Genomic DNA, 21,729 nt, shown 5'->3' with positions numbered 1-21,729 from the left:
ATGAATACTTTAGAAGCTAACATCAGAGATACTAAAACAAAAGGCGAGCTTAACTCACTAAGAGATAATGGAGAAGTTCCGGCTATAATTTACGGCGGAGAAGCTCAAAATGAAAAAGTTTCTATATCTAAGAAACTGCTAAAGTCGATGTTAGAAGACTCAAATTTTTTATCTACAATTCTTACATTAAATGTAAATGGTAATCCACAAAATGTGCTTCCAAGAGAAGTAAAATATCACATTTTGTCAGACGAACCTATACACGTTGATTTTTTAAGAGTTGTGCCTGGTCTTAAAATTAGAATTGAGGTTCCAGTCAAATTTATTAATCATGAAAAATCACCTGGATTAAAAAAAGGTGGCGTATTGAATATTGTAAGAAGAAAAGTTGAATTAAAATGTCCAAGCGAAAAAATACCTGACCATCTTTTAATTGATTTAGATGGTATTGATATTGGAGTAAGTTTTAAAATTTCATCAATTAATCTAGATCCTGAAGTTTTACCAACTATTCAAGGTAGGGATTTCGTTATTGCAACACTTGCGGCTCCAACTGTTATGAAAGAACCAGAAAAACCAGCTGAAGCTGAAGCTGCCGAAGGAGAAGCGGGTGCAGAAGGTGCAGCAGCTGAAGGAGACAAGCCAGCAGCAGAGAGTGATAAAAAAGAAGGCGAAGATAAGCCTGCTGAAGAAAAAAAATAAATTATTTAAACTAAAGTTTGTTTTCCATTAAAAAATTCTCATGCTTTTATTTGTAGGACTAGGTAACCCAACGCCAGATAGTGAAAATAATAGACATAATGTAGGTTTTAAAATTATAGACTCGATAAATAAAAAATTTGGTCTATCAAAACAAAAACCAAAATTTAAAGGTTTGCTTACAACAGGAAATGTTGGAGACAAAAAAATATATGCAATTAAACCTTTAACTTTCATGAATAATTCAGGAATCTGTATAAGAGAATTAATAGAATATTTTAAAATTGATACCGAGGATGTCATAGTTTTTCATGATGATTTGGATGTAGAATTTGGAAAAATTAAAGCTAAGTTTGGCGGATCTAGTGCAGGTCATAATGGTATAGCTTCAATAGATAAATTTATTGGTAAGGATTATTCTAGAGTAAGAATTGGTATTGGAAAACCAAAAGACAATATGGAAGTAAGTGATTTTGTACTTCAAAATTTTGATGAAGATGAAATGGTTGGATTAGAAAAAATTACAGATAATATTACTGAGTCAATTTCAATATTAATTGAAAAAAAATTAGATCTATTTTCAAGCACAGTTAATAATAAATAATGAGTTTTAAATGTGGAATTGTTGGTTTGCCAAATGTTGGTAAGTCTACGCTTTTTAATGCACTAACAAATTCTAGTAAAGCACAAGCAGCTAATTTTCCATTTTGTACAATTGATCCAAATGTTGGGGTAGTTCCCGTACCTGATGAAAGATTGTCTAAATTATCAAAAGTCTCTAACTCTAAAAAGATAATTAATACTACAATTTCATTCGTTGATATTGCTGGTCTTGTAAAAGGAGCTTCAAAAGGAGAAGGATTAGGAAATAAATTTCTTTCTCATATCAGGGAAGTTGATGCGGTAATTCATATGATTAGATGTTTTGACTCAGATGATATCCAAAATGTTAATCCTGATGTAAATCCAGTCAGAGATTTAGAAATTATTGAAACTGAAATGATGCTTGCAGATCTTGAAAGTATTCAAAAAAGATTGGAAAAAAATAACAAGAAAAATGTAGATGAAGAGCAACTTAAAATTTTAGAAATTGCTCTGGATTGCATAAATAATGATAAAGATATTTCAATTCTAAAAACACAATTTGATACCAAGCAATTAAATCAAAGTGGTTTATTATCAATTAAGCCAAAAATATATGTTTGTAATGTTGATGAACAAAGTGTTCAGAATGGCAACAAATATACAAATGATTTCATAGAAAAATTTGGAAATGAAAATACTCTAATCGTATCTGCTGACATAGAAAATCAAATTAATGAGCTACCTGCTGAAGAGAAAAAAAATTATATGGAAATGATAGGTTTAAAAGAAACTGGATTAAATATGTTAATTCAAAAAGGTTACAATATACTAGAACTAGACACTTATTTTACATCGGGTCCTGAAGAAACAAGAGCATGGACAATTAAAAAAAATTGTACAGCTCCTAAGGCAGCTGGTGAAATACATACTGATTTTGAAAAAGGCTTTATACGAGCTGAAACTATTTCTTATGAAGATTTTATAGCAAATGATGGCTGGGTAAATTCTAAAGCAAATGGGAAAATGAGATTAGAAGGAAAAGATTATATTGTTAAAGATGGAGATGTGTTAAACTTCAGATTCAACACGTGACCAGATTTTCTTCATACTAAAGTAAACTAAAATAGTTAAAATAATCAAATATACTATAGCTTTAAATCCCATTTGGTGTCTTGCTTCTAAGTGAGGCTCCGCAGCCCACATTAAAAATGTTGTTACATCTTTTGACATCTGTTCAACTGATGCATTGGTACCATCCCCGTACTCTACAATTCCATCTGATAATGGTGCTGCCATTCTGATCTTATTACCATACATATATTTGTTGTAATAAACTCCATCATCCAAAGTTACTCCACTTGGTGGATCTTCATAACCTTGAAGTAAAGAATAAATATAATCAACTCCACCGCCTCTAGCTTTAACTAAAACAGACATGTCTGGTGGATACGCTCCTCCATTAGCTGCTTGTGCGGCTTTTACATTGTCATATGGCATCACAAATTTATCTGAAAGTTTTCCAGGTCTAGTAAACATTTCGCCATCAGCGTTAGGTCCATCTGTAACCTCAAAAGAAGCAGCTATTGCTTTTGCAGCTGCCTCTGAAAACTCTGGTCCGCCCTCTTCTGATAAATTTCTATAGCTCAAATATTTCATTGAATGGCAAGAAGCACAAACTTCAGTATAAACTTGATACCCTCTTTGAAGAGCTGCCCTATCAAATTTTCCAAAAAGACCTTTAAAACTCCAATCTGTTTTAAGATAATCTACTTTTTCTGCAGCAAATGTTTGGACACTATTTAGAGAAAAAAATGAAAGTATTAAAATTAATTTAAATAACTTTTTCACTTTATTTTATCTTACTTTCTCTGTGTTTTGCTGCTGCTAAGTTAGGTGATCCACCTAAAATAGGTTCCGTTATACTTAGTGGAACAGGTAATGTTCTCTCTTTAAATCCAAGCACAGGGAGGATAACCAAGAAATGTAAGAAATAATAGGCAGTTGCTACTCTTGCAATTAATAAATAAAGACCTTCTGCAGGCATTGCCCCCATGTAACCAAGAATTAAAACGTCTGCTACTAAAATCCAGTAAAACTGTTTGTACAAAGGTCTAAATACTGCTGATCTAATTTTTGAAGTATCTAACCAAGGTAAAGCTGCAAGTATTAAGATAGCAGATAGCATTGCAATTACTCCAAGTAGTTTATCTGGTACCGATCTTAATATCGCATAAAAAGGTAACAAATACCATTCTGGAACTATATGAGCTGGAGTTACCATAGGATTTGCCTCTATGTAATTATCTGCGTGACCCAAAATATTTGGCGTATAAAAAACAAAAAATGCAAAAACAATCATAAACATTAATAATGCGAAACCATCCTTAATTACAATGTATGGATGGAATGGGACAGTGTCCTTTGAAGGTTTTTTGATATCAATACCAACTGGATTGTTATTTCCAGGTACATGCAGAGCCCATATATGTAAAATTACAAGTCCTGCTATTAAAAATGGAATTAAGTAATGTAGAGTGAAAAATCTTGTTAAAGTTGGATTATCAACTGAGTATCCACCCCATAACCATGTTACAATTCCCTCACCTACTAATGGGATTGCACTAAATAAATTTGTAATAACAGTTGCTCCCCAGAAACTCATTTGTCCCCAAGGTAAAACGTAGCCCATGAATGCAGCTGCCATCATTAACAAGTAGATTACTATTCCAATAATCCAAATTATTTCTCTTGGTGCTTTGTAAGAACCATAAAATAACGATCTAAAGATATGAATATATACAGCAAGAAAAAACATTGATGCTCCATTTGCATGAATGTATCTAATTAACCATCCATAGTTCACATCTCTCATGATATGCTCAACACTCTCAAATGCCATGTCAGCATGAGCAATGTAGTGCATTGCCAAAGTTAATCCTGTTATAATTTGTGTGATTAAGCAAAAAGTTAAAATTCCTCCAAATGTCCACCAGTAATTTAAGTTTTTTGGAGTAGGATAATCCGTTAAATGATTTGCAAGAGTAAGTAACGGTAATCTATCATTAAACCACTGACCAACTTTTGATTTAGGTCTATAATCGTGATCACTCATTAATATACTATCCTATTTTAATTGTGTTTGCGTTAACGAATTCATACTTTGGAACTTCCATATTCCAAGGAGCTGGTCCTTTTCTAATTCTTCCAGATGTATCATAGTGAGAACCGTGACAAGGACAAAACCATCCATTATAATCACCTTTGTCATTCAAAGGCACACATCCTAAATGAGTACAAACTCCAAGCATGACTAACCATTCAGGATTTTTTGCTCTATCCTCATCTTTTTCTGGATGAATTAATTCTTCCATTTTAACAGATCTTGCTTCGTCGATCTCTTCTTGTGTTCTTCTTCTGATGAAAACTGGTTTTCCTCTCCATAGAACTGTAATTGTGTTTCCAGGTTTGACTGAACTTACATCTACCTCGGTACTTGCTAATGCTTTAACTGAAGCATCTGGATTCATTTGATCTACCATGGGCCACACTACTGCTGCAGCTCCAACTGCACCTACTGCTGTGGTCGCTGTAAATAAAAAATCTCTTCTTTTTTTTGGCTTTTTATCTGACATTTTAAATAGTTTTTTGTTAAAAAATTAACTTAATATACGATTTCTTATAAGATAACAGCAATTTTTCTACTGAAAGAATGACACATTACGGATGAAGCCAAGACCTAAAATTTCACTATACGAACCAGATATTCCACAGAATACAGCTGCAATTATACGAACATGTGCCTGTTTAGGAGCGGAATTAGAAATTATTGAGCCTTGTGGATTTTTATTATCTGACAAAAGGTTCAAAAGAGTTGTCATGGACTACATGGACTATGATAAAATTAAATTTTACCAAAGTGCAGAACATTTTTTTGAAGAAAAAAAGAATCAAAGAATTGTTTTAATGACAACAAAGGGTTCTATAAATTATACTAAATTTAATTTTAAAGCTGATGATACAATATTATTTGGAAGAGAGAGCGCTGGTGTTCCAGAGAAGGTTCATAAGCTGATTGGTGATCGTCTAAAAATTCCAATGAATGAAAATGCGAGATCTCTAAATATAGCATCCTCAGTTGCAATAGTTTTGGCTGAAAGTTTAAGGCAAAATAATTTAATTTAATATGGACAATTCAATTAAAAAAGACCTAGCTAGCAATTGGTTCAAATTATTACAAAATGCAATTTGCAATGACATACTTGAATTAGAAAACAACAAAATAAAATTTCAATCAACTTCTTGGAAAAGAAACTCTAAAAAAGATGAAGGTGGTGGTGAATATAGAATTTTAAAAAATGGAAAAATTTTTGAAAAAGTTGGAGTAAATTTCTCAAAGGTATATGGAAAATTTCCAAAAAAATTTCAAAAAAATATACCAGGAGCTGAGAAAGATCCTAGATTTTGGGCCTCAGGAATTTCAATAGTTATGCATATGCAAAATCCACACATTCCAGCTATGCATTTTAATACAAGATATATCAGCACTCAAAAAAATTGGTTTGGCGGAGGAATGGATGTAACTCCAGCTATAAAAGATGATAATGAAAAAAATAAATTTCATAAAACTTTGAAGTTAATGTGTGATCAACATAATAAAAATTATTATAAAAAATATAAAAAATGGTGTGATGAATATTTTTATTTACCCCACAGAAAAGAAGCTAGAGGAATTGGGGGAATTTTTTTTGATTATAAAGATGATAATTTCGAAAAAGATTTTAAATTTGTAAGAGATGTTGGTATTACTTTTCAAATGATCTTTAATGAAATTATTAGAAAAAAAATTAAGAAAAAATGGTCTTTAAAAGAAAAAGAGAAGCAGTATATTAAAAGAGGTCGTTACGCAGAATTTAATTTACTGTATGACAGAGGAACTAAATTTGGATTACAAACTGGTGGTAATGTAGAAGGAATTTTAATGTCATTACCTCCCTTAGCAAAGTGGAAATAAAAAATGGAAAAAGAACCTATAACTTCAAATGGTCTTAAAAAATTAGAGGAAGAACTCATTTTTTTAAAAGAAAAGAAAAGACCTGAAATAGTTGCTGCAATTGCTGAAGCAAGATCGCATGGAGATCTCAAAGAAAATGCAGAATATCATGCTGCAAAGGAAGAACAGTCTCACAATGAGGGAAGGATTACTGAAATAAACGACATAATAGCTAGAGCTAATGTAATTGATGTAACTAAATTAAATAATGAGGGCAAAGTAATTTTCGGATCAACTGTATATTTAGAAGACTTAGATAGTGGAGAAAAAATAAATTATAAAATTGTTGGAAAAGATGAGGCTGACTTAAAACAAAAATTAATTTTCTTTCAGTCACCAATTGGAAAAGGATTAATAGGTAAGAATAAAAGTGATCTTGTGGAAATAAACACCCCCTCTGGCACAAAGAATTTTGAAATTAAAGACGTTAAATATATTTAATTTTTTACAATTTTTTCAACTTGTTTATCTGAAATTTGAAATCCATTTTGAACCCAGGTTTCTTCAATAAGTTTTAATTTATTACCTAAAATTTTACCCTCAGGAATTTTATACTTAGACATTAAAATATTTGCTCCAATTTTTAATTCAGGCAATGTTTTATTTTCATAAATTTTAAGTAATTTTAATAATTTATTTTCTACCTTACTTGAAAAGAACAATTTAAAATTAATTATATCAATTACAGTTTGTCTGCCATTATAGTAAAATATTTTATTAAAGTTTTTTTCTGTAAAACTTTTAATATTCACATTTTCTTTGAAAAAATAATGAATTAATTTGAGCCTCTTTTGATCTTTTTTTGAGGTTTTAAATTTGTAAATAAAATAATCAGTATTGTCTGTTTCATCAATGATCAATAATGCAATTATAAAAATAAAATCAAAGTTGCTAATAACTTTAGAAATAAATGAATTTAGCTTCTTAAAATGATTAATATTTTTAAATTGTGGAAATACTATTTCTAATATTTCTAAACTTTGTTGATCTTGAAATAATTTGAGAAAATTTTTTGATTTAACTATTTTTTTAAATTCATCTAATAATCTTTCTGCAGATAAGTTTGAAATACCTTTGATATTTTTTTTAAATATTTTAATTATCTCTGTTTTATGATTTTCGTTTGAGTAATTAATATGAAAACGAAAGTATCTTAATATTCTTAAATAATCCTCTTGAATTCTTTTCTCTGGATCTCCAATAAATTTTAAAACACCTTTATTTAAATCTAGCTTACCATTTTGTGGATCAAATAAATTTCCTAAACTATCTGAGTAAATAGCATTAATAGTGAAATCTCTTCTTTTTGAGTCTTCTTTCCAATCAGAGGTAAATTCAACTTTCGCATGTCTTCCGTCTGTAGCAACGTCTTTTCTAAGTGAAGTAATTTCATAGTTTTTTTCATTTATTACTGCAGTTATTGTGCCGTGTTCTTTACCTGACTCAAAAAATTTAATTTGGTGTTTATTTAATGCATCACAAACTTCATCTGGAGTAATGTTAGATGCTAAATCAATGTCATCTACTTCTTCTCGATTTATAATTTTTCTAATACATCCTCCAACAAATCTTAATTCACTATTTTCAGAATAATTGTTGATTGCTTCAAAAATTTTTTTTGCAGGAGTGTTGTGGGATATATTTTTTATATTTTTGCTAATATAATTAAGATTTTTGGACCTAAAAAAAATTTTATCTAAAAATTTATCCATATATATGGCTGGGGCGCTAGGATTCGAACCTAGGATGCAGGTACCAAAAACCCGTGCCTTACCGCTTGGCTACGCCCCAATATTATAGTTCCTATAACACAAAAAAAATAAATTTATATAGTTTTTGATACATACAACCAACAATTTTTAAATTTCCTCTTAAATTGAACTTTTGCTACATTACAGTCTTTGACTGATTTATAGTACGCAATAACTGTAGATCCAGACCCAGTCATTCTTACAAACTCAGGATTATTAGTCTTTTCTAAAAATAACTTAATCTTTTTTATTTGTGGGTATTTTGAAATTGCAACATCTTCTAAGGTATTACTTTGATTTTTTAAAAATTTGTAACCAAACATATTTTTTTTTGGATTGTTAAATTTTGGTTTTGTAAAATTTGTAACATTGGAATAAATTTTTTTTGTCGCACAACCAAAATTAGGCTTTATTAAAAGCATATTTAAAATTGGGCAATTTAAAAATTTTTTAATTTTATTGTTTGAAAGTAAAACTGAGCTAGACGGATCTATACCTAAAATAACATCAGACCCTATTTCAGAGCAAATCTCCAAAATTTTTTTTTTACTAATTTTAATTTCCTTTTTTTTATTTAAAAAATTTAAAATACTCGCAGCATTTATAGAACCACCACCAAGTCCTGCTTTTTGAGGAATATTCTTTGTTATAGAAACTCTAAATTTTTGATTTATTAATAATTTTTCTCGATCTAATATTTGAAAGAGTTTTTGAACAGTATTTTTTTTTCCAATACCTTTCGCAAATTTCCCATGAAAAGAAATATTATGTTTTTCACCTCCTGTTTTTTTTATTGAAATAACATCATACAAATCAATAAAACTAATGATACTTTCAATTTTATGTAATGATTTATTTTTTCCAGTTACATTGAGTGCTAAATTGATTTTAGCATGAGACTTTAAATTTAATTTCATTGAACAGATTTTAAGCCAGTAATCAATTTTTTGTTTATATTTTCTCTCATATCATCTTCAGTGTCATCAAAGCTCAACACACTATTCCAAAAATATCTCGCCTGAATTTTTTGATCTAGATTCCACAATATATCTCCGTAATGATCATTTACGATTGGGTCATCAGGCATTAATTCTACAGCTCTTTTTAAATATTTTTCTGCTTCTTTATATTCGTCTATCAAGAAATAAGCCCAACCAATTGAGTCTATAATATAGGGATCATTACTTTTTAAATCATATGCTATTTTTAACATTTCCATCGCTTCATCTATTTTGTAATCACGTTCTAACCAGGAATAAGCAAGATAATTTAGGACGTATGCATCATTAGGTCTTATTCTCAAAGCATGAAGTAAATCTTCATCTGACTTCTCATAATTACCTAATCTTTCGTAACTCCCACCTCTTCGATATAAAATATCTGATTTAATTACAGATGTATCATCTAGTGAGGAGATTAATCTTGAATAATTATCAATTGCAAGTTCATAATTTTTAGAGTTTTTGTAAAAATTCGCTAAATCAAAAATCATCTTTGGATTAGGTTTTTCAATATTTTTAAATTTAGACTCGATATAGCTTGTGCCCTTTTCATAATTTTGTTCTTTCACTATTATTTGCGCTTCTTTTTTAACTCTAAACCAATAATAAAACTCATCAGTCTCTTTAAATTTTCTTACTATTTTTTTTACCTTGTTGTATTCACCATCTGCAAAGAAATTTTCTGCAACAAGAGATAAATTAAATTCAAATTTAGGATTTAAGTATATTGATAAATTTAAATAAAAATTTGATTTTTCAAAATTATCTTGTGATGAATAAAGATTTGATATCAAAAATAAAAATTCACTAATTATATCATTGTGGTTTCCACATGAGAAAATTTTTTCAAAACTTTTAAACTTATTATTGTCTATCCAGCTTTTGGTTTGAGTTAATAAAAGTGTTGAGCCAATATAATCAATTTGATCAATTACTGACTTTGCCTGATCAAACTCCTTATTCTGAATAAGATAATTTATATAAAAAAATATATATCTTGAATAATCACCTTGTTGACTATTAATTAAATTTAAAAAGAAAGAGCTGGTTCTTTGATCATTATAATGACATCTTTGAAATGCCTCAGCTATTAATGATAAGTTTCCAAAATTTTTCTTATTAGGTAAAAGTTTTTTATTTTTAAAAGTGTAAATGTACTGCTTTAAAGTCTCAAAAATTACTAGATTAATTCTATTTTCTTCCTGAAATCTCAAACTTTGATTTAAGTAAATATCAGCTTTATCAAAATCATTTTTTTTCAAACTATCAATTATTAATAAAACATATGCATCAAAAAAATCGGAGTTACTTTTTTTTGAGTTATTTTTTATAACATTAATTGCTTGCGCTACTTTATTTTCCAATACAAGAGAATTAACGTATCTTTTTAAATAATTGTCATGACTGTTTAGTAAAACTTTACTTAAATTGAAATATTTTAAAGCTTCTGAATTATCTCTATTTTCATAAGCTATAATACCTGAAAAATAATTAGATAAATCTCTTGAGTTGAAATCATTAAAACTTGTACTTTTAGAATAAACGGGTGTCTGATAGGATAACACTAATAATAATATGATTTTAAATATTTTAGATATCATTTAATCCTTGTAAGGTGAAAAAATTGATAAATCAAAACGACAAATTAAACGAAGAATTAATAAATACAATAGAATCCAATTTTGTATTTGATAAAAAACCTATCAATAGGTTTTCTGAGGTCAAAAAAGAAAGTGATATCAATCAAAGAAATAAACAAGATTTATTAGAAAATCTAAAGAAACAATTAAATTCAATTGAAAATTGCAAACTAAGAGATAATTCCAAAAATATTGTTCTTGGAGAAGGAAATATCGATAGTCCTATAATGTTAATCGGAGAAGCTCCAGGTGAAATTGAAGACAAAGTTGGAAACCCTTTTAAAGGAGAAAGTGGAGAGCTTTTAGACAAAATGTTAATAGCAATAAATATTAAAAGAGAAAATATTTATACAAGTTATGCAATAAATTTTAGACCACCAGAGGATAGAAAACCAACTTCACAAGAAATTAAACGTTACTCAAACTTTTTAAAAGAACATATATCTATTATTGATCCCAAAATTATAATATTAATGGGTAGCACAGCTATGGAAGCTGTTACTGGGATTAATGAAAAAATATCTTCAGAAAGAGGTAAATGGAAGGAAATAATTTTAAATAATAATACTTATCCTTTAATGATAACTTTTAATCCTTCTTATTTAATTAGATATCCAGATAACAAAAAATATTCTTGGGAAGATTTAAAAAAAATAAGAGAAAAAGTAAAAGAGTTAAAATTAACAATTTAATGAAATTAATAGCTGGTGTTGATGAGGTCGGCAGAGGTAGTTTAATAGGTCCTGTTTATGCTGCTGCTGTCATTCTAAAAAAATCTGTGGATCCAAAAATTTTAAAAGACTCAAAAGTGTTGAGTAAAAAAAAGAGAGAATACCTTTTTAATTATATAAAAAAAAATTCAATTTGGTCATTAGGCAAAGCTTCTGTTAGTGAGATTGAAAAACTCAATATACTAAATGCAAGTTTACTAGCTATGAAAAGAGCTATATTAAAATTAACAAAAAAACCAACTCTTGTACTAATAGATGGAAACAAAATTCCAAAATTAAAAAATTATAAATTAAAATCGATCATAAAGGGTGATAAAAAAATTCCCTCAATCTCAGCAGCCTCTATAATAGCAAAGGTATCAAGAGATAGATTAGTTGCTACTCTATCAAAAAAAAACAAAGGTTATCATTGGGATAAAAATTTTGGATATGGAACCAAACAACACTTACAAGCATTAAAGAAACTAGGCATAACCAAACATCATAGAAAAACTTTCTCTCCTATATCTAGATTAACTTAATACTACATCTAGTTATCATTAAAATTCGATACACAAATCGAATCCAATTTTTTCAATCACAGGTTGACCGAAGAATCCATTTGGAGTCTAATTAATTTTTACAAATGAAATCTGATTTTAAAAATAAAATAATTAACGGAGACAGTCTCGAAGAATTAAAAAAAATTCCACGTGAAACTTTTGATTTAATTTTTGCTGACCCTCCATATAATTTACAATTGAAAGGTGAATTGACTAGACCAGATAGATCTAAAGTCAGCGCTGTAAACGACAAGTGGGATCAATTTGAAAATTTTAAAAAATACGATGAGTTCACGTATGAATGGCTTAATGAATGCAAAAGGATTTTGAAAAAAGATGGAGCTATTTGGGTTATAGGTAGTTACCATAATATTTTTAGAGTAGGAACTGCAATACAAAATCTAGGTTTCTGGATACTAAATGATGTCATCTGGAATAAAAATAATCCAATGCCTAACTTTAGAGGCACAAGATTTACAAATGCTCATGAGACTTTAATTTGGGCTTCGAAGAGTGAAAAATCAAAATACACATTCAATTATCAGTCTTTGAAATGTTTAAATGATGATCTTCAGATGAGATCTAATTGGAGTCTTCCTATTTGTAGTGGTTCTGAACGACTTAAAAAAAATGGAAAAAAAATTCACTCTACTCAAAAACCAGAAACACTTTTACATAGAATTTTATTAGCTACATCAAATAAAAATGATCTAGTTCTTGATCCTTTTTTAGGTTCTGGAACTTCTGCTGCAGTTGCAAAAAAACTAGGGAGAAATTATTTTGGTATAGAAAAAGAAAAGAATTATTTTAAAGCTGCTGAGGAACGTTTGAAGGCTACCAAACCAATTGAAGATGATTTGTTGGATACACTTAAAAATAACAGATCAAAACCAAGAATTCCATTTGGATCGCTGGTAGAGCTTGGAATAATTAAGCCTGGAACAAATATTTTTGATAATAAGAAAAAAATAACAGCAAGAATAATGGCTGATGGTAGCATCAAGCACAATCAAGCGGAAGGTTCTATTCATAAAGTTGCAGCTACTATTTTGGGAGCTGAAAGCTGCAATGGTTGGACATTTTGGCATTGTGATATTAATGGACGAACCTACCCAATCGATTACTTGAGACAAAGATTAATTTCTAAAAATTAATCTTTATAAATTTTACCTAAATAACTTTGCAGAAATTTTTTATTTTTTGTCAAAAGCTTTAAAAAAATATTTCTAAAAAAGATCATAATCGGATTTGATAAATGAAAAGCAAATTGATTAAAATCAGATCTTCTATTAATCATTTTCACTCTCTTTAATCTAGAATTATAAAAATCATTTTTTTGGTTAATTATAACTTCATGTAATTGATTAGCTCCTTCTATTGATTGTGAGGCTCCCTGAGCAAAAGAAGGAGAGAATGCAAAAAAAGCATCTCCAACTAAATAAATATTTTTAGGAGGAATAAATGGATTTTTACTTACAAACACTGGAAACAATTTAATATCTTCAAGGCTCTGAAATACTTTTGATGAAATTTTTTCGGATAATTTTTGTTTAATGCTCTCAATAAATGTACTTTCATTACAAAGATTGTGGTTTTTTTGCTGATCGGAATTTAACTTATTCTTCAATATACCAATAAAATTAAAATTTTTATCATTACTAAGTGGATATAATACATAATGAAAATCTGATCCTAAAAATAAAGAAATATTCTCCTCGTTTATATTATCAAGACTTTCTTTGGATACACTGGCTCTAACAGCGATAGTGTTATTGTAAATTGGTTCTGAATTATTATTTGAAATTAGTGACTTTCCTTTTGAAAATACACCATCTGAAATAACTAAATGATCACAAGTTATTTTTTCTTTATCAAAAGTTAAATTTATTGAATCATTACTGTATTCTATCTTGTCTAAACTGCAGTTAAACTGGATTGTATTGTTATCCAGTCGATTTATTAGGAACTGAAGTAATTTTGATCTTTTCAATGTTGTATACTTACAATCATCAGAATTAAATTCAGAAATATCTAAATCACAAATTTTCTTTAAATTTTTAATTTGATAAAAGTCAATTTTTTTTGGATTAAATTTCTCTTTGTCCGACAAGGAAGAGAAGCCTAATTTGTTTAATAACTTTACGCTATTAACAGATAATTGAATGCCATAACCTTCTCCTATTTCTAATGAAGTTTTTTTTTCATAAATTGTGACTTGATAATCTTTATTTCCTCTAAATAAGTTAGCTATAAATAGACCCGAAATACCTGCGCCAATAATTGCTATTTTTTTCATTTTTGACTTTCTAAGAATTTTATTATCTTTTTGGTAAATGTTGGAAGTACATAATTTTCAAGCTTTGCAGGATTTATCCAATTAATATTTTTGTCAAAGTTATGTTTCTTTTTATATTCAATTTTAATATTCATATTCATATTAGATATTTTAAAATTTAAATCTTTATCAAAATTTTTAGGATTATTTAATTATATTTAATTTATTGTCTTAAAAAAAAAAATTACTCATATTTCAATAATAAACATTTTTATTTTTTTTTATTTTTCTGGATTTATTTAATAATTAATACATTAATTAATAACTTTAATTTAGACAGTTTAAAGATTTCTTTTTTTTATTTTAGATATGGAGTTTTTGTCATTGCAATAATTGCTTTTTTAAATGAAGACGATAGATTTATAAAATATTTTTTTTATTGTATATTTATCTGCTTTTTTGCATTAACTTTAGATGGAATTTATCAATATTTTAATACAGAAAATATTTTTGGATGGAAAAGTTCAAGCAGAACATCAAGTTTCTTTGGTGAAGAAAAAATTTTAGGTAGCTATCTCAGTAGATTATGGCCAATTTTTTTTGGCTTATCTATATTAATTTTAAATCAAAGAGATAAAATTTTTTACTTATCAATTTTATTATTTATTTTAACAGAAGTAATAATATTCCTAAGTGGAGATCGTACAGCATTTTTTTATTTAAATTTATCAGCAATTTTCATTATTATATTTTCTAAAAAATTATACAAACTAAGACTTTTTACCTTAATTATAAGTATAATACTTTTAGTATTAATAAGTCTTATCAAACCAACTGCAAAAGAAAGAGTAATTGATAGGACTTTGAAAGAGATGAATTTAAATTCAATATTTCAAGATACAAATTCATCAACAAATAAAAATCAAAATCAAAATCAAAATCAAAATCAAATTTATATTTTCACTAAACAGCATACAACTTACTATTTAACTGCCTATAAAATGTATTTAGACAATAAATTTTTAGGAGTGGGAGTTAAAAATTATAGAAATTTTTGTAATAATAAAAATTATGCTTCTGGTAAAGCACCATGTTCTAATCATCCTCATAATACGTATGTTCAAATATTAAGTGAAACAGGTTTAATCGGTTTCTCATTTTTATTTTTTTTACTTATTTATTTTATTAAGTATGTTTTAAAACATGCATTTCTTAAATTTAGTAAGAGATACTATTTCAATGATTTTGAGATATGCTTGCTTTCAGGAATAGCAATATATTTATGGCCTCTTGCACCTACTGGAAATGTTTTTAGCAATTGGTTGAATATTTTATTGATTCTATATTTACCTTTTATAGTTTGGAGTAGAAATCCAGTTAAAATAACAAAAAAACTTTAATAATTAATAATTTTAATCTTTACTATTTAATTTATTTTAAGTAAAAGGCTCTGCCTGGTGATTATTGCGAAAGTGTAATACCCGATCCCATACCGAACTCGGAAGTCAAGCCTTTCAGCGCCGATGGTACTTTGTCTTAAGACATGGAAGAGTAGGACATTGCCAGGCTAAGATATTAAGTTATGAAAATAAAAAGCTCATTAAAATCAATAAAAAAAAGAGATTTGAATTCTAAATTAGTTAGAAGACGAGGGAGAGTTTACATAATAAATAAAACTAACCCAAAGTTTAAAGCAAGACAAAAGTAAACTTTATGGATAATGAAAACCATAAAAATACTTGGAATAATTTTACAAAGTTTGTTACTTGGGGCACTGCTGCAGTTGTACTAGTTTTAGTTTTAATGGCAGTATTTCTTTTATAATATAAAAGCATAAATTCATGAACATAGGATCAATTATAGAAGATAGAGCAATTGAAAAAAGAATAGCTATCACTCCAGAAATTGCAAAAAAATATACCGATTTAGGATTTAATTTAATACTGCCAAAAAATTATGGAACACATTTAGGTTTTAGTGACCAAGATTATGAAAATGTAAATGTTAGGTTTCTAGGTAATGATCAAGAAATAATTAAAAATTCTGATATTATTATTCAATTAGTATTGCCATCAGATGAAAAATTATCATTTCTTCAAGAAAATCAAACTTTGATTGGTTCATTAAATGCTTTTTTAAATAAAAAAAAATTAGAAGATTTAAAGTCTAAGAAAATAAATTGTTTTTCATTAGAGTTGTTACCAAGGATTACAAGAGCACAATCAATGGATATTTTATCTTCTCAAGCTAACCTTGCTGGGTACAAAGCGGTGGTGGAAGCTTTTCAAATATATGAAAGAGCTATTCCGATGATGATGACTGCAGCTGGAACAATTCCAGCGGCAAAAGTATTAGTAGTCGGAGCAGGTGTTGCAGGATTACAAGCAATTGCAACTGCCAAAAGAATGGGGGCGGTGGTTTTTGCAACAGATGTGAGAATGGCTTCGAAAGAACAAGTCGAAAGCTTAGGAGGTAAGTTTCTTACAGTTGAAGGTTCTGAGAATTTAGAAACTGAGGGTGGATATGCAAAAGAAGCATCGGATGAATTTAAAAAAAAGCAAGAAGAGCTACTTTCTGAAACATTAAAAAAGATAGATATTATTATTTGTACAGCATTAATTCCAGGTCGAGAAGCTCCAAAAATTATTAAAGAAGATATGTTTAAAAATTTACAACCAGGTTCTGTTATTTATGATTTAGCGGCAGTCCAAGGAGGTAATACAGTGTTTACTAAAGTCGATGAGGTTGTTGAGAAAGAAGGTGTTAAAATTTTAGGTGAGGCCAATATATTAAATAAATTACCTATATCTGCCTCAAATTTGTATGCAAAAAATGTATTTAATTTTATCTCTAATTTATATGATAAAAAAAATAATAAATTGAATGTTAATTTAGAGGATGAAATAATAGATAAAACAATTATTAAATAGTATTTTATGGAAATAGATCCTTTTATATTCAGATTAAGCATATTTATATTATCTATATTTGTTGGTTATTATGTTGTATGGAGTGTAACACCTTCATTACATACCCCTTTAATGTCAGTTACAAATGCAATTTCCTCTGTAATAATAGTAGGTGCAATAATTGCAGCGTTATCTGGAAAAGACGGAGTAATTTTCTCATCATCTAGTATTTTTGGATTTTTAGCAATTATTTTAGCAGCTGTTAACATTTTTGGCGGATTTTTAGTCACCCAAAGAATGCTTGCTATGTATAAAAAAAAGAAAAAGAATAAATAAGCAATGTCCGCAAATCTATCAGCAATTTTATATTTGATATCTGGGGTACTATTCATCTTAGCTTTAAGAGGTTTATCTTCTCCTGAAACTTCAAGGCAAGGAAATTTTTTTGGAATAATTGGTATGGTAATAGCTGTAGCCGTTACTTTTCTTTCGGTTAATAATTTTAGTTCTGGATTTATTTATGTTTTAATATTTTTAGCAATTGGAGGAAGCATTGGTGCTTTTATAGCTTATCGAATACCAATGACAGCAATGCCAGAATTAGTTGCAGGCTTTCATAGTTTAGTTGGGTTAGCAGCAGTATTTGTTGCAATATCAGCATTTATTAATCCTGCTGCATTTAATCTTGGTACACCTAGCAATATTAAGCTTGCAAGTTTAATTGAAATGGCAATAGGAGCGGCAGTAGGTGCAATTACTTTTTCTGGATCAGTTATAGCATTCTTAAAATTACAAGGAATAATGTCTGGTGCACCTATCACCTTTAAAGGTCAGCATTTGTTAAATGCAATATTATTAATATTAATTGTAGTATTAACTATTTTTCTTTGTTCAACACAATCATCAAATTTATTTTGGTTATTAATTGCAGTTTCTTTTTTAATAGGATTTTTAATTATCATTCCTATTGGTGGTGCTGACATGCCAGTTGTAATTTCAATGTTGAATTCTTATTCTGGTTGGGCCGCAGCTGGAATTGGATTTACTTTAGAAAATACAGCCCTTATTATTACAGGTGCATTAGTTGGGTCATCTGGAGCTATACTTTCTTATATTATGTGTAAGGGGATGAATAGATCATTCTTTAACGTAATATTAGGTGGCTTTGGCGCTACTGACCAAACGATTGGAAGTCAAAGTAAGGAGCAAAGACCTGTAAAAAGTGGTAATGCCGATGATGCAGCTTTTTTAATGAAAAATGCGTCTTCTGTTATAATTGTTCCTGGTTATGGGATGGCAGTAGCACAAGCACAGCATGCTTTAAGAGAAATGGTAGATACGTTAAAGAAAAATGATATTAAGGTTTCTTATGCTATCCATCCGGTAGCAGGACGTATGCCTGGTCATATGAATGTATTGTTAGCAGAGGCAAATGTACCATACGATGAAGTATTTGAATTAGAGGAAATTAATAATGATTTTGCAAATGCAGATGTTGCTTTTGTTATAGGAGCAAATGATGTTACGAATCCTGTTGCAAAAACAGATCCACAAAGTCCAATCTATGGAATGCCAGTTTTAGATGTAGAAAAATGTAAGTCAGTATTATTTGTAAAGAGGAGTTTATCCCCTGGATACGCGGGAATTGATAATGATTTGTTTTATAAAGAAAACACCTTGATGTTGTTTGCAGATGCAAAAAAAATGACTGAAGATATAACTAAAAATTTATAGTCTATGAGCACTAAAATATTTTGCGATATCGCAGAACTAACTCAAATTAAAAAATTTAACAAAAAAAAAATTGTAAAAGGATTCACAACAAACCCCACTTTGATGAGAAGAGCTGGAGCCAAAGATTACAAATCATATTCAAAACAAATTTTGAAAATTTGTAATAATAAACCAGTATCTCTTGAAGTGTTTGCGGACGAGTATGAAGAGATGAAAGTTCAAGCAAAAGCGATAAGTAAATGGGCCAAAAATGTTTATGTAAAAATTCCTGTAGTTAACTCTAAAGGAAAATTTATGGGTAAAATTATCAATGAACTAAGCAACCAAAATATTAAACTTAATATAACAGCTATTTACAGTGCTAAACAAACTGAAAAAATTTTGAAATTAATCAATAAAAAAACAAAAGTGATTATATCAATTTTCGCAGGCAGAGCAGGGGATGCTGGAAAAGATCCATTACCTGAATTTATTAAAAGTATCAAATTAGCTAAAGGATTTAAAAATGTTGAAATATTGTGGGCTAGTGTTCGTGAACCATATAACTATCTTCAAGCAAAGCAATTAGGTTGTCATATAATTACTGTGCCTCCTGAGATAATTGAAAAGATAGAAGATTTTGGAAAATCATTTGATCAATTAACAAAAGAAACAGTCAAATCTTTTTTAATTGATAGCAAAAAATCAAAGTTTAAATTGACTTAAATATTTATTTAAATTTATAAAATTTTTCTTTTAAATTAGTCAAGCCATCAAAACCAACACCTGCTAAAATAAAAAATAAAGGAGTAATGTAAAGAGAGAATCTGCTATCCCAATCAGCAAAAGTAAACCCAGCAGTAAAAGTAAAAAATATAATAAGCAAATATAAAAGAATTATTCCTAGTGATTTTTTTGATTTTAGTTTGATGAAACCATAAATAGCTAATGGGTAATAAATAATATTAAAAATAATTAGATATAAATTGTGAAAATCAGAGTAGTGGGGTCTAATTCTAAGTAAAAAATACCATATTTTTTTCAAAAATGAATTTACAAAAACATATGCATTATTTTTTAAAAATATTAATAAAGAATATAAATCACCATTACTTTTGTCAGACATTTTAAACTCTAAACCACTATTTAACTCTTTATATCCCCACAATATTCCAGCGTTTGCAATCTGATATTCAATATTTTGATCAGCTATATATAGGTTTAATATTAAAAATGTTGGGTATGATAAAATACATATTGTTAATATTGAAAACCAAAAAAGTTTTAAATTATTTCTCAAATAGATCCAAATGACAAAAGCCATGAAAAAACTTAAAATTAAAATTATTCCATGAGGTCTAATAGATACAGTAAATATAAATAGAAAAATTATTATAGGTATATATTTTTTTTGAAAAAAAATTAAAAAAAATAATAAAAAAATAATCGAACAAATGAACAATGTTTCGGTCAATATATAAAAATTCCAAACTTGAATAGGGAAATAAAATAAGTAAAGAGATAAACAAAAAATTCCACCTACTCTAGACGATAATTTTATTGAAATTTTATAAATACATATAGATGATAAAAAGGTTAAGAAGATTTGAGAGTAGACTACGTATGTTAAATTCAAATTAAAGAATTTAAAAAAAGCAATATATAGCATATAACCTAAGTAGCTCTTTCTATCGGGAAATTCTAAATTTAATATTTTTTCTGAACCAATTATATATCTTTTACTGTCTCCACCTGTAAGGTATCCAAATTCCATTTCTCGTACAAAAAAAAAATAATTTGAACCAAAGTAACAAACAAACATAAATAGGAAATAAATAAAAAAAATTATATAGATTATGTTTTTTTCTAAAAAATTTAGTGCTTTTTCAAATATCATCTACATGACCTTTTTTATATTTTATATGTTAAAAATCTAGAATATAATTACTATTAGGCTATTAAATTGAACTGCACTTTAAGAGTATTTATTCTGAGTACTCACAAAAGAATAATCATATAGACTTTTAAAAAATACAATCATTAGATTTTATTTTAATATTTCTATGATTAATAATATTTCACTTAATTTGCATGGAAATTATTATAAAAAAGTATTAAATAGTTTTCGTACATTATAATATGAATATATCAGTTATTATCCCAGTATATAATGAAGAAAATTATATTAACGAAATAATAAAAAAAGTTAATAATATAAAAATTAATAAAGAAATTATAGTTATAAATGATGGGTCTACTGATTCAACTAAGCAAAAATTAAAACAGATAAATGTAGATAAAATAAAAATAATTAACAATGAAGTTAACAATGGGAAGGGATATGCAATTAAATGTGCATTAAAATATGTTAAAAATGATATTGTAATTATTCAGGATGCAGATTTGGAATATGATCCATCAGATTACCCAAAACTTATTAAACCTTTTATCAAAAGAAATGTTTCAGTTGTTTATGGAAGCAGGTTTTTGGAAAAGAAAGTTTTTGATGTAAAAAAAGGATTTAATTATAATTTTAGATATATTATTAATAGGGGCTTAACACTATTGTTCAATATTTTAAATAATCAAAAATTAACAGATACTCTTACGTGCTATAAAGTATTTCGTAGTGAAATTATAAAAGATTTAAATCTAGTTGAGAGAGGGTTTAGCTTTGATCCGGAATTTTCAACTAAAGTTGTTAAGTTGGGATATGAGATATATGAAGTTCCAATTTACTATAAACCTAGGTCAAAGTTAGAAGGAAAAAAAATTGCATTTAGTGACGGTTTTTCTGTTATTAGAACACTATTTAAGTATAAATTTTTTTAGT

At 28.0% G+C, this 21,729-nt stretch carries 26 protein-coding genes, 1 tRNA gene and 1 rRNA gene; 18 read left to right on the top strand and 10 right to left on the bottom strand.

The features are described from left to right. Genes ACTTA4_RS04865 through ychF form a run of 3 tightly spaced genes read left to right on the top strand, consistent with a single transcriptional unit; the run spans position 1 to position 2,376 of the window. The gene (locus ACTTA4_RS04865) at positions 1 to 702 is read left to right on the top strand and encodes a 50S ribosomal protein L25/general stress protein Ctc (RefSeq protein WP_440633754.1); all 702 of its coding nucleotides are present in this window, start codon (positions 1 to 3) and stop codon (positions 700 to 702) included. Positions 703 to 742: 40 nt separating this feature from the next. Then, positions 743 to 1,303 (top strand): aminoacyl-tRNA hydrolase, encoded by a 561-nt coding sequence (gene pth, locus ACTTA4_RS04860; RefSeq protein ID WP_440633753.1) that lies wholly within the window; start codon positions 743 to 745, stop codon positions 1,301 to 1,303. Beyond that, positions 1,303 to 2,376 (top strand): redox-regulated ATPase YchF, encoded by a 1,074-nt coding sequence (gene ychF / locus ACTTA4_RS04855; RefSeq protein ID WP_440633752.1) that lies wholly within the window; start codon positions 1,303 to 1,305, stop codon positions 2,374 to 2,376. The genes pth and ychF overlap by 1 nt, the downstream gene beginning before the upstream one ends. On the opposite strand, the gene ACTTA4_RS04850 is transcribed toward ychF, so the two are convergent. Genes ACTTA4_RS04850 through petA form a run of 3 tightly spaced genes read right to left on the bottom strand, consistent with a single transcriptional unit; the run spans position 2,353 to position 4,916 of the window. Next, complete coding sequence (locus tag ACTTA4_RS04850; RefSeq protein WP_440634180.1) at positions 2,353 to 3,111, bottom strand: cytochrome c1; 759 nt, start codon at positions 3,109 to 3,111, stop codon at positions 2,353 to 2,355. The two genes, ychF and ACTTA4_RS04850, sit on opposite strands and share 24 nt — an antisense overlap. A gap of 22 nt (positions 3,112 to 3,133) precedes the next feature. Continuing rightward, the gene (locus tag ACTTA4_RS04845) at positions 3,134 to 4,396 is read right to left on the bottom strand and encodes a cytochrome b (RefSeq protein ID WP_440633751.1); all 1,263 of its coding nucleotides are present in this window, start codon (positions 4,394 to 4,396) and stop codon (positions 3,134 to 3,136) included. 7 nt (positions 4,397 to 4,403) lie between these two features. After that, positions 4,404 to 4,916 carry a ubiquinol-cytochrome c reductase iron-sulfur subunit gene (gene petA / locus ACTTA4_RS04840; RefSeq protein WP_075506393.1) on the bottom strand — a complete coding sequence of 171 codons (513 nt, stop codon included), beginning with the start codon at positions 4,914 to 4,916 and terminating at the stop codon, positions 4,404 to 4,406. A 91-nt stretch (positions 4,917 to 5,007) separates the two neighbouring features. Here petA and ACTTA4_RS04835 point away from each other — a divergent pair, with 91 nt between their 5' ends. From ACTTA4_RS04835 to greA, 3 genes are read left to right on the top strand one after another with little or no spacing between them, the layout of a single operon-like run. Continuing rightward, positions 5,008 to 5,466, top strand: a complete 459-nt coding sequence (locus ACTTA4_RS04835; protein WP_440633750.1) for a tRNA (cytidine(34)-2'-O)-methyltransferase — start codon at positions 5,008 to 5,010, stop codon at positions 5,464 to 5,466. 1 nt (position 5,467) lies between these two features. Further along, positions 5,468 to 6,295: an oxygen-dependent coproporphyrinogen oxidase gene (gene hemF / locus ACTTA4_RS04830; RefSeq protein ID WP_440633749.1), complete on the top strand. Its 828-nt coding sequence runs from the start codon at positions 5,468 to 5,470 to the stop codon at positions 6,293 to 6,295. A 3-nt stretch (positions 6,296 to 6,298) separates the two neighbouring features. Beyond that, positions 6,299 to 6,775: a transcription elongation factor GreA gene (gene greA / locus ACTTA4_RS04825; RefSeq protein ID WP_440633748.1), complete on the top strand. Its 477-nt coding sequence runs from the start codon at positions 6,299 to 6,301 to the stop codon at positions 6,773 to 6,775. Here greA and ACTTA4_RS04820 read toward each other — a convergent pair. From ACTTA4_RS04820 to ACTTA4_RS04805, 4 genes are all read right to left on the bottom strand, one after another. Then, entirely contained in the window at positions 6,772 to 8,046 is a 1,275-nt protein-coding gene (locus tag ACTTA4_RS04820; RefSeq protein ID WP_440633747.1) for a CCA tRNA nucleotidyltransferase, read from the bottom strand. The two genes, greA and ACTTA4_RS04820, sit on opposite strands and share 4 nt — an antisense overlap. A 5-nt stretch (positions 8,047 to 8,051) precedes the next feature. Then, a tRNA-Gln gene (locus tag ACTTA4_RS04815) sits at positions 8,052 to 8,125 on the bottom strand. Between the two features lie 34 nt (positions 8,126 to 8,159). Next, positions 8,160 to 9,002, bottom strand: a complete 843-nt coding sequence (locus ACTTA4_RS04810) for a 4-(cytidine 5'-diphospho)-2-C-methyl-D-erythritol kinase (RefSeq protein ID WP_440633746.1) — start codon at positions 9,000 to 9,002, stop codon at positions 8,160 to 8,162. Next, positions 8,999 to 10,687 (bottom strand): tetratricopeptide repeat protein, encoded by a 1,689-nt coding sequence (locus tag ACTTA4_RS04805; RefSeq protein WP_440633745.1) that lies wholly within the window; start codon positions 10,685 to 10,687, stop codon positions 8,999 to 9,001. The genes ACTTA4_RS04810 and ACTTA4_RS04805 overlap by 4 nt, the downstream gene beginning before the upstream one ends. 14 nt (positions 10,688 to 10,701) lie before the next feature. On the opposite strand from ACTTA4_RS04805, the gene ACTTA4_RS04800 reads away from it, so the two are divergent. From ACTTA4_RS04800 to ACTTA4_RS04790, 3 genes are all read left to right on the top strand, one after another. After that, positions 10,702 to 11,418, top strand: a complete 717-nt coding sequence (locus ACTTA4_RS04800; RefSeq protein ID WP_440633744.1) for a uracil-DNA glycosylase — start codon at positions 10,702 to 10,704, stop codon at positions 11,416 to 11,418. Then, on the top strand, positions 11,418 to 11,978 hold the full coding sequence (locus ACTTA4_RS04795) for a ribonuclease HII (protein WP_440633743.1): 561 nt from the start codon (positions 11,418 to 11,420) through the stop codon (positions 11,976 to 11,978). The genes ACTTA4_RS04800 and ACTTA4_RS04795 overlap by 1 nt, the downstream gene beginning before the upstream one ends. Positions 11,979 to 12,082: 104 nt before the next feature. After that, positions 12,083 to 13,153: a site-specific DNA-methyltransferase gene (locus ACTTA4_RS04790; protein WP_440633742.1), complete on the top strand. Its 1,071-nt coding sequence runs from the start codon at positions 12,083 to 12,085 to the stop codon at positions 13,151 to 13,153. On the opposite strand, the gene ACTTA4_RS04785 is transcribed toward ACTTA4_RS04790, so the two are convergent. Then, positions 13,150 to 14,295, bottom strand: a complete 1,146-nt coding sequence (locus tag ACTTA4_RS04785; RefSeq protein WP_440633741.1) for a salicylate 1-monooxygenase — start codon at positions 14,293 to 14,295, stop codon at positions 13,150 to 13,152. The two genes, ACTTA4_RS04790 and ACTTA4_RS04785, sit on opposite strands and share 4 nt — an antisense overlap. Then, the gene (locus ACTTA4_RS04780; protein ID WP_440633740.1) at positions 14,292 to 14,429 is read right to left on the bottom strand and encodes a hypothetical protein; all 138 of its coding nucleotides are present in this window, start codon (positions 14,427 to 14,429) and stop codon (positions 14,292 to 14,294) included. Before ACTTA4_RS04780 ends, ACTTA4_RS04785 begins: the two co-directional genes overlap by 4 nt. A 66-nt stretch (positions 14,430 to 14,495) precedes the next feature. Here ACTTA4_RS04780 and ACTTA4_RS04775 point away from each other — a divergent pair, with 66 nt between their 5' ends. From ACTTA4_RS04775 to ACTTA4_RS04740, 8 genes are all read left to right on the top strand, one after another. Beyond that, complete coding sequence (locus tag ACTTA4_RS04775; RefSeq protein WP_440634179.1) at positions 14,496 to 15,674, top strand: O-antigen ligase family protein; 1,179 nt, start codon at positions 14,496 to 14,498, stop codon at positions 15,672 to 15,674. A 53-nt stretch (positions 15,675 to 15,727) separates the two neighbouring features. Then, a 5S ribosomal RNA gene (gene rrf, locus ACTTA4_RS04770) occupies positions 15,728 to 15,842 on the top strand. Positions 15,843 to 15,856: 14 nt separating this feature from the next. After that, complete coding sequence (gene ykgO / locus ACTTA4_RS04765) at positions 15,857 to 15,982, top strand: type B 50S ribosomal protein L36 (protein WP_075501769.1); 126 nt, start codon at positions 15,857 to 15,859, stop codon at positions 15,980 to 15,982. Positions 15,983 to 15,987: 5 nt separating this feature from the next. Then, positions 15,988 to 16,098, top strand: a complete 111-nt coding sequence (locus ACTTA4_RS04760) for an aa3-type cytochrome c oxidase subunit IV (protein ID WP_440633739.1) — start codon at positions 15,988 to 15,990, stop codon at positions 16,096 to 16,098. 17 nt (positions 16,099 to 16,115) lie between these two features. Continuing rightward, positions 16,116 to 17,204, top strand: a complete 1,089-nt coding sequence (locus ACTTA4_RS04755) for a Re/Si-specific NAD(P)(+) transhydrogenase subunit alpha (protein WP_440633738.1) — start codon at positions 16,116 to 16,118, stop codon at positions 17,202 to 17,204. A 6-nt stretch (positions 17,205 to 17,210) separates the two neighbouring features. Further along, the gene (locus tag ACTTA4_RS04750; RefSeq protein ID WP_440633737.1) at positions 17,211 to 17,519 is read left to right on the top strand and encodes a proton-translocating transhydrogenase family protein; all 309 of its coding nucleotides are present in this window, start codon (positions 17,211 to 17,213) and stop codon (positions 17,517 to 17,519) included. A gap of 3 nt (positions 17,520 to 17,522) precedes the next feature. Then, positions 17,523 to 18,917 carry an NAD(P)(+) transhydrogenase (Re/Si-specific) subunit beta gene (locus ACTTA4_RS04745; RefSeq protein ID WP_440633736.1) on the top strand — a complete coding sequence of 465 codons (1,395 nt, stop codon included), beginning with the start codon at positions 17,523 to 17,525 and terminating at the stop codon, positions 18,915 to 18,917. Positions 18,918 to 18,920: 3 nt separating this feature from the next. Then, a complete protein-coding gene (locus tag ACTTA4_RS04740) occupies positions 18,921 to 19,622 on the top strand; it encodes a transaldolase family protein (protein ID WP_440633735.1) in 702 nt (233 codons plus the stop codon). A gap of 4 nt (positions 19,623 to 19,626) precedes the next feature. Here ACTTA4_RS04740 and ACTTA4_RS04735 read toward each other — a convergent pair whose 3' ends face one another. Continuing rightward, entirely contained in the window at positions 19,627 to 20,718 is a 1,092-nt protein-coding gene (locus ACTTA4_RS04735; RefSeq protein ID WP_440633734.1) for a hypothetical protein, read from the bottom strand. Between the two features lie 317 nt (positions 20,719 to 21,035). Between ACTTA4_RS04735 and ACTTA4_RS04730 the strand changes: the two genes are divergently transcribed. After that, positions 21,036 to 21,728 (top strand): glycosyltransferase family 2 protein, encoded by a 693-nt coding sequence (locus ACTTA4_RS04730; protein ID WP_440633733.1) that lies wholly within the window; start codon positions 21,036 to 21,038, stop codon positions 21,726 to 21,728. The last annotated feature ends 1 nt before the right edge of the window (position 21,729 follow it).

The sequence above is a fragment of the Candidatus Pelagibacter sp. HIMB1485 genome, from assembly GCF_052048055.1.
In the GTDB taxonomy this organism is placed as follows: domain Bacteria; phylum Pseudomonadota; class Alphaproteobacteria; order Pelagibacterales; family Pelagibacteraceae; genus Pelagibacter.
Note: the sequence above shows the minus strand (reverse complement) of the source record. Positions and strands in the feature narration are given on the sequence as shown.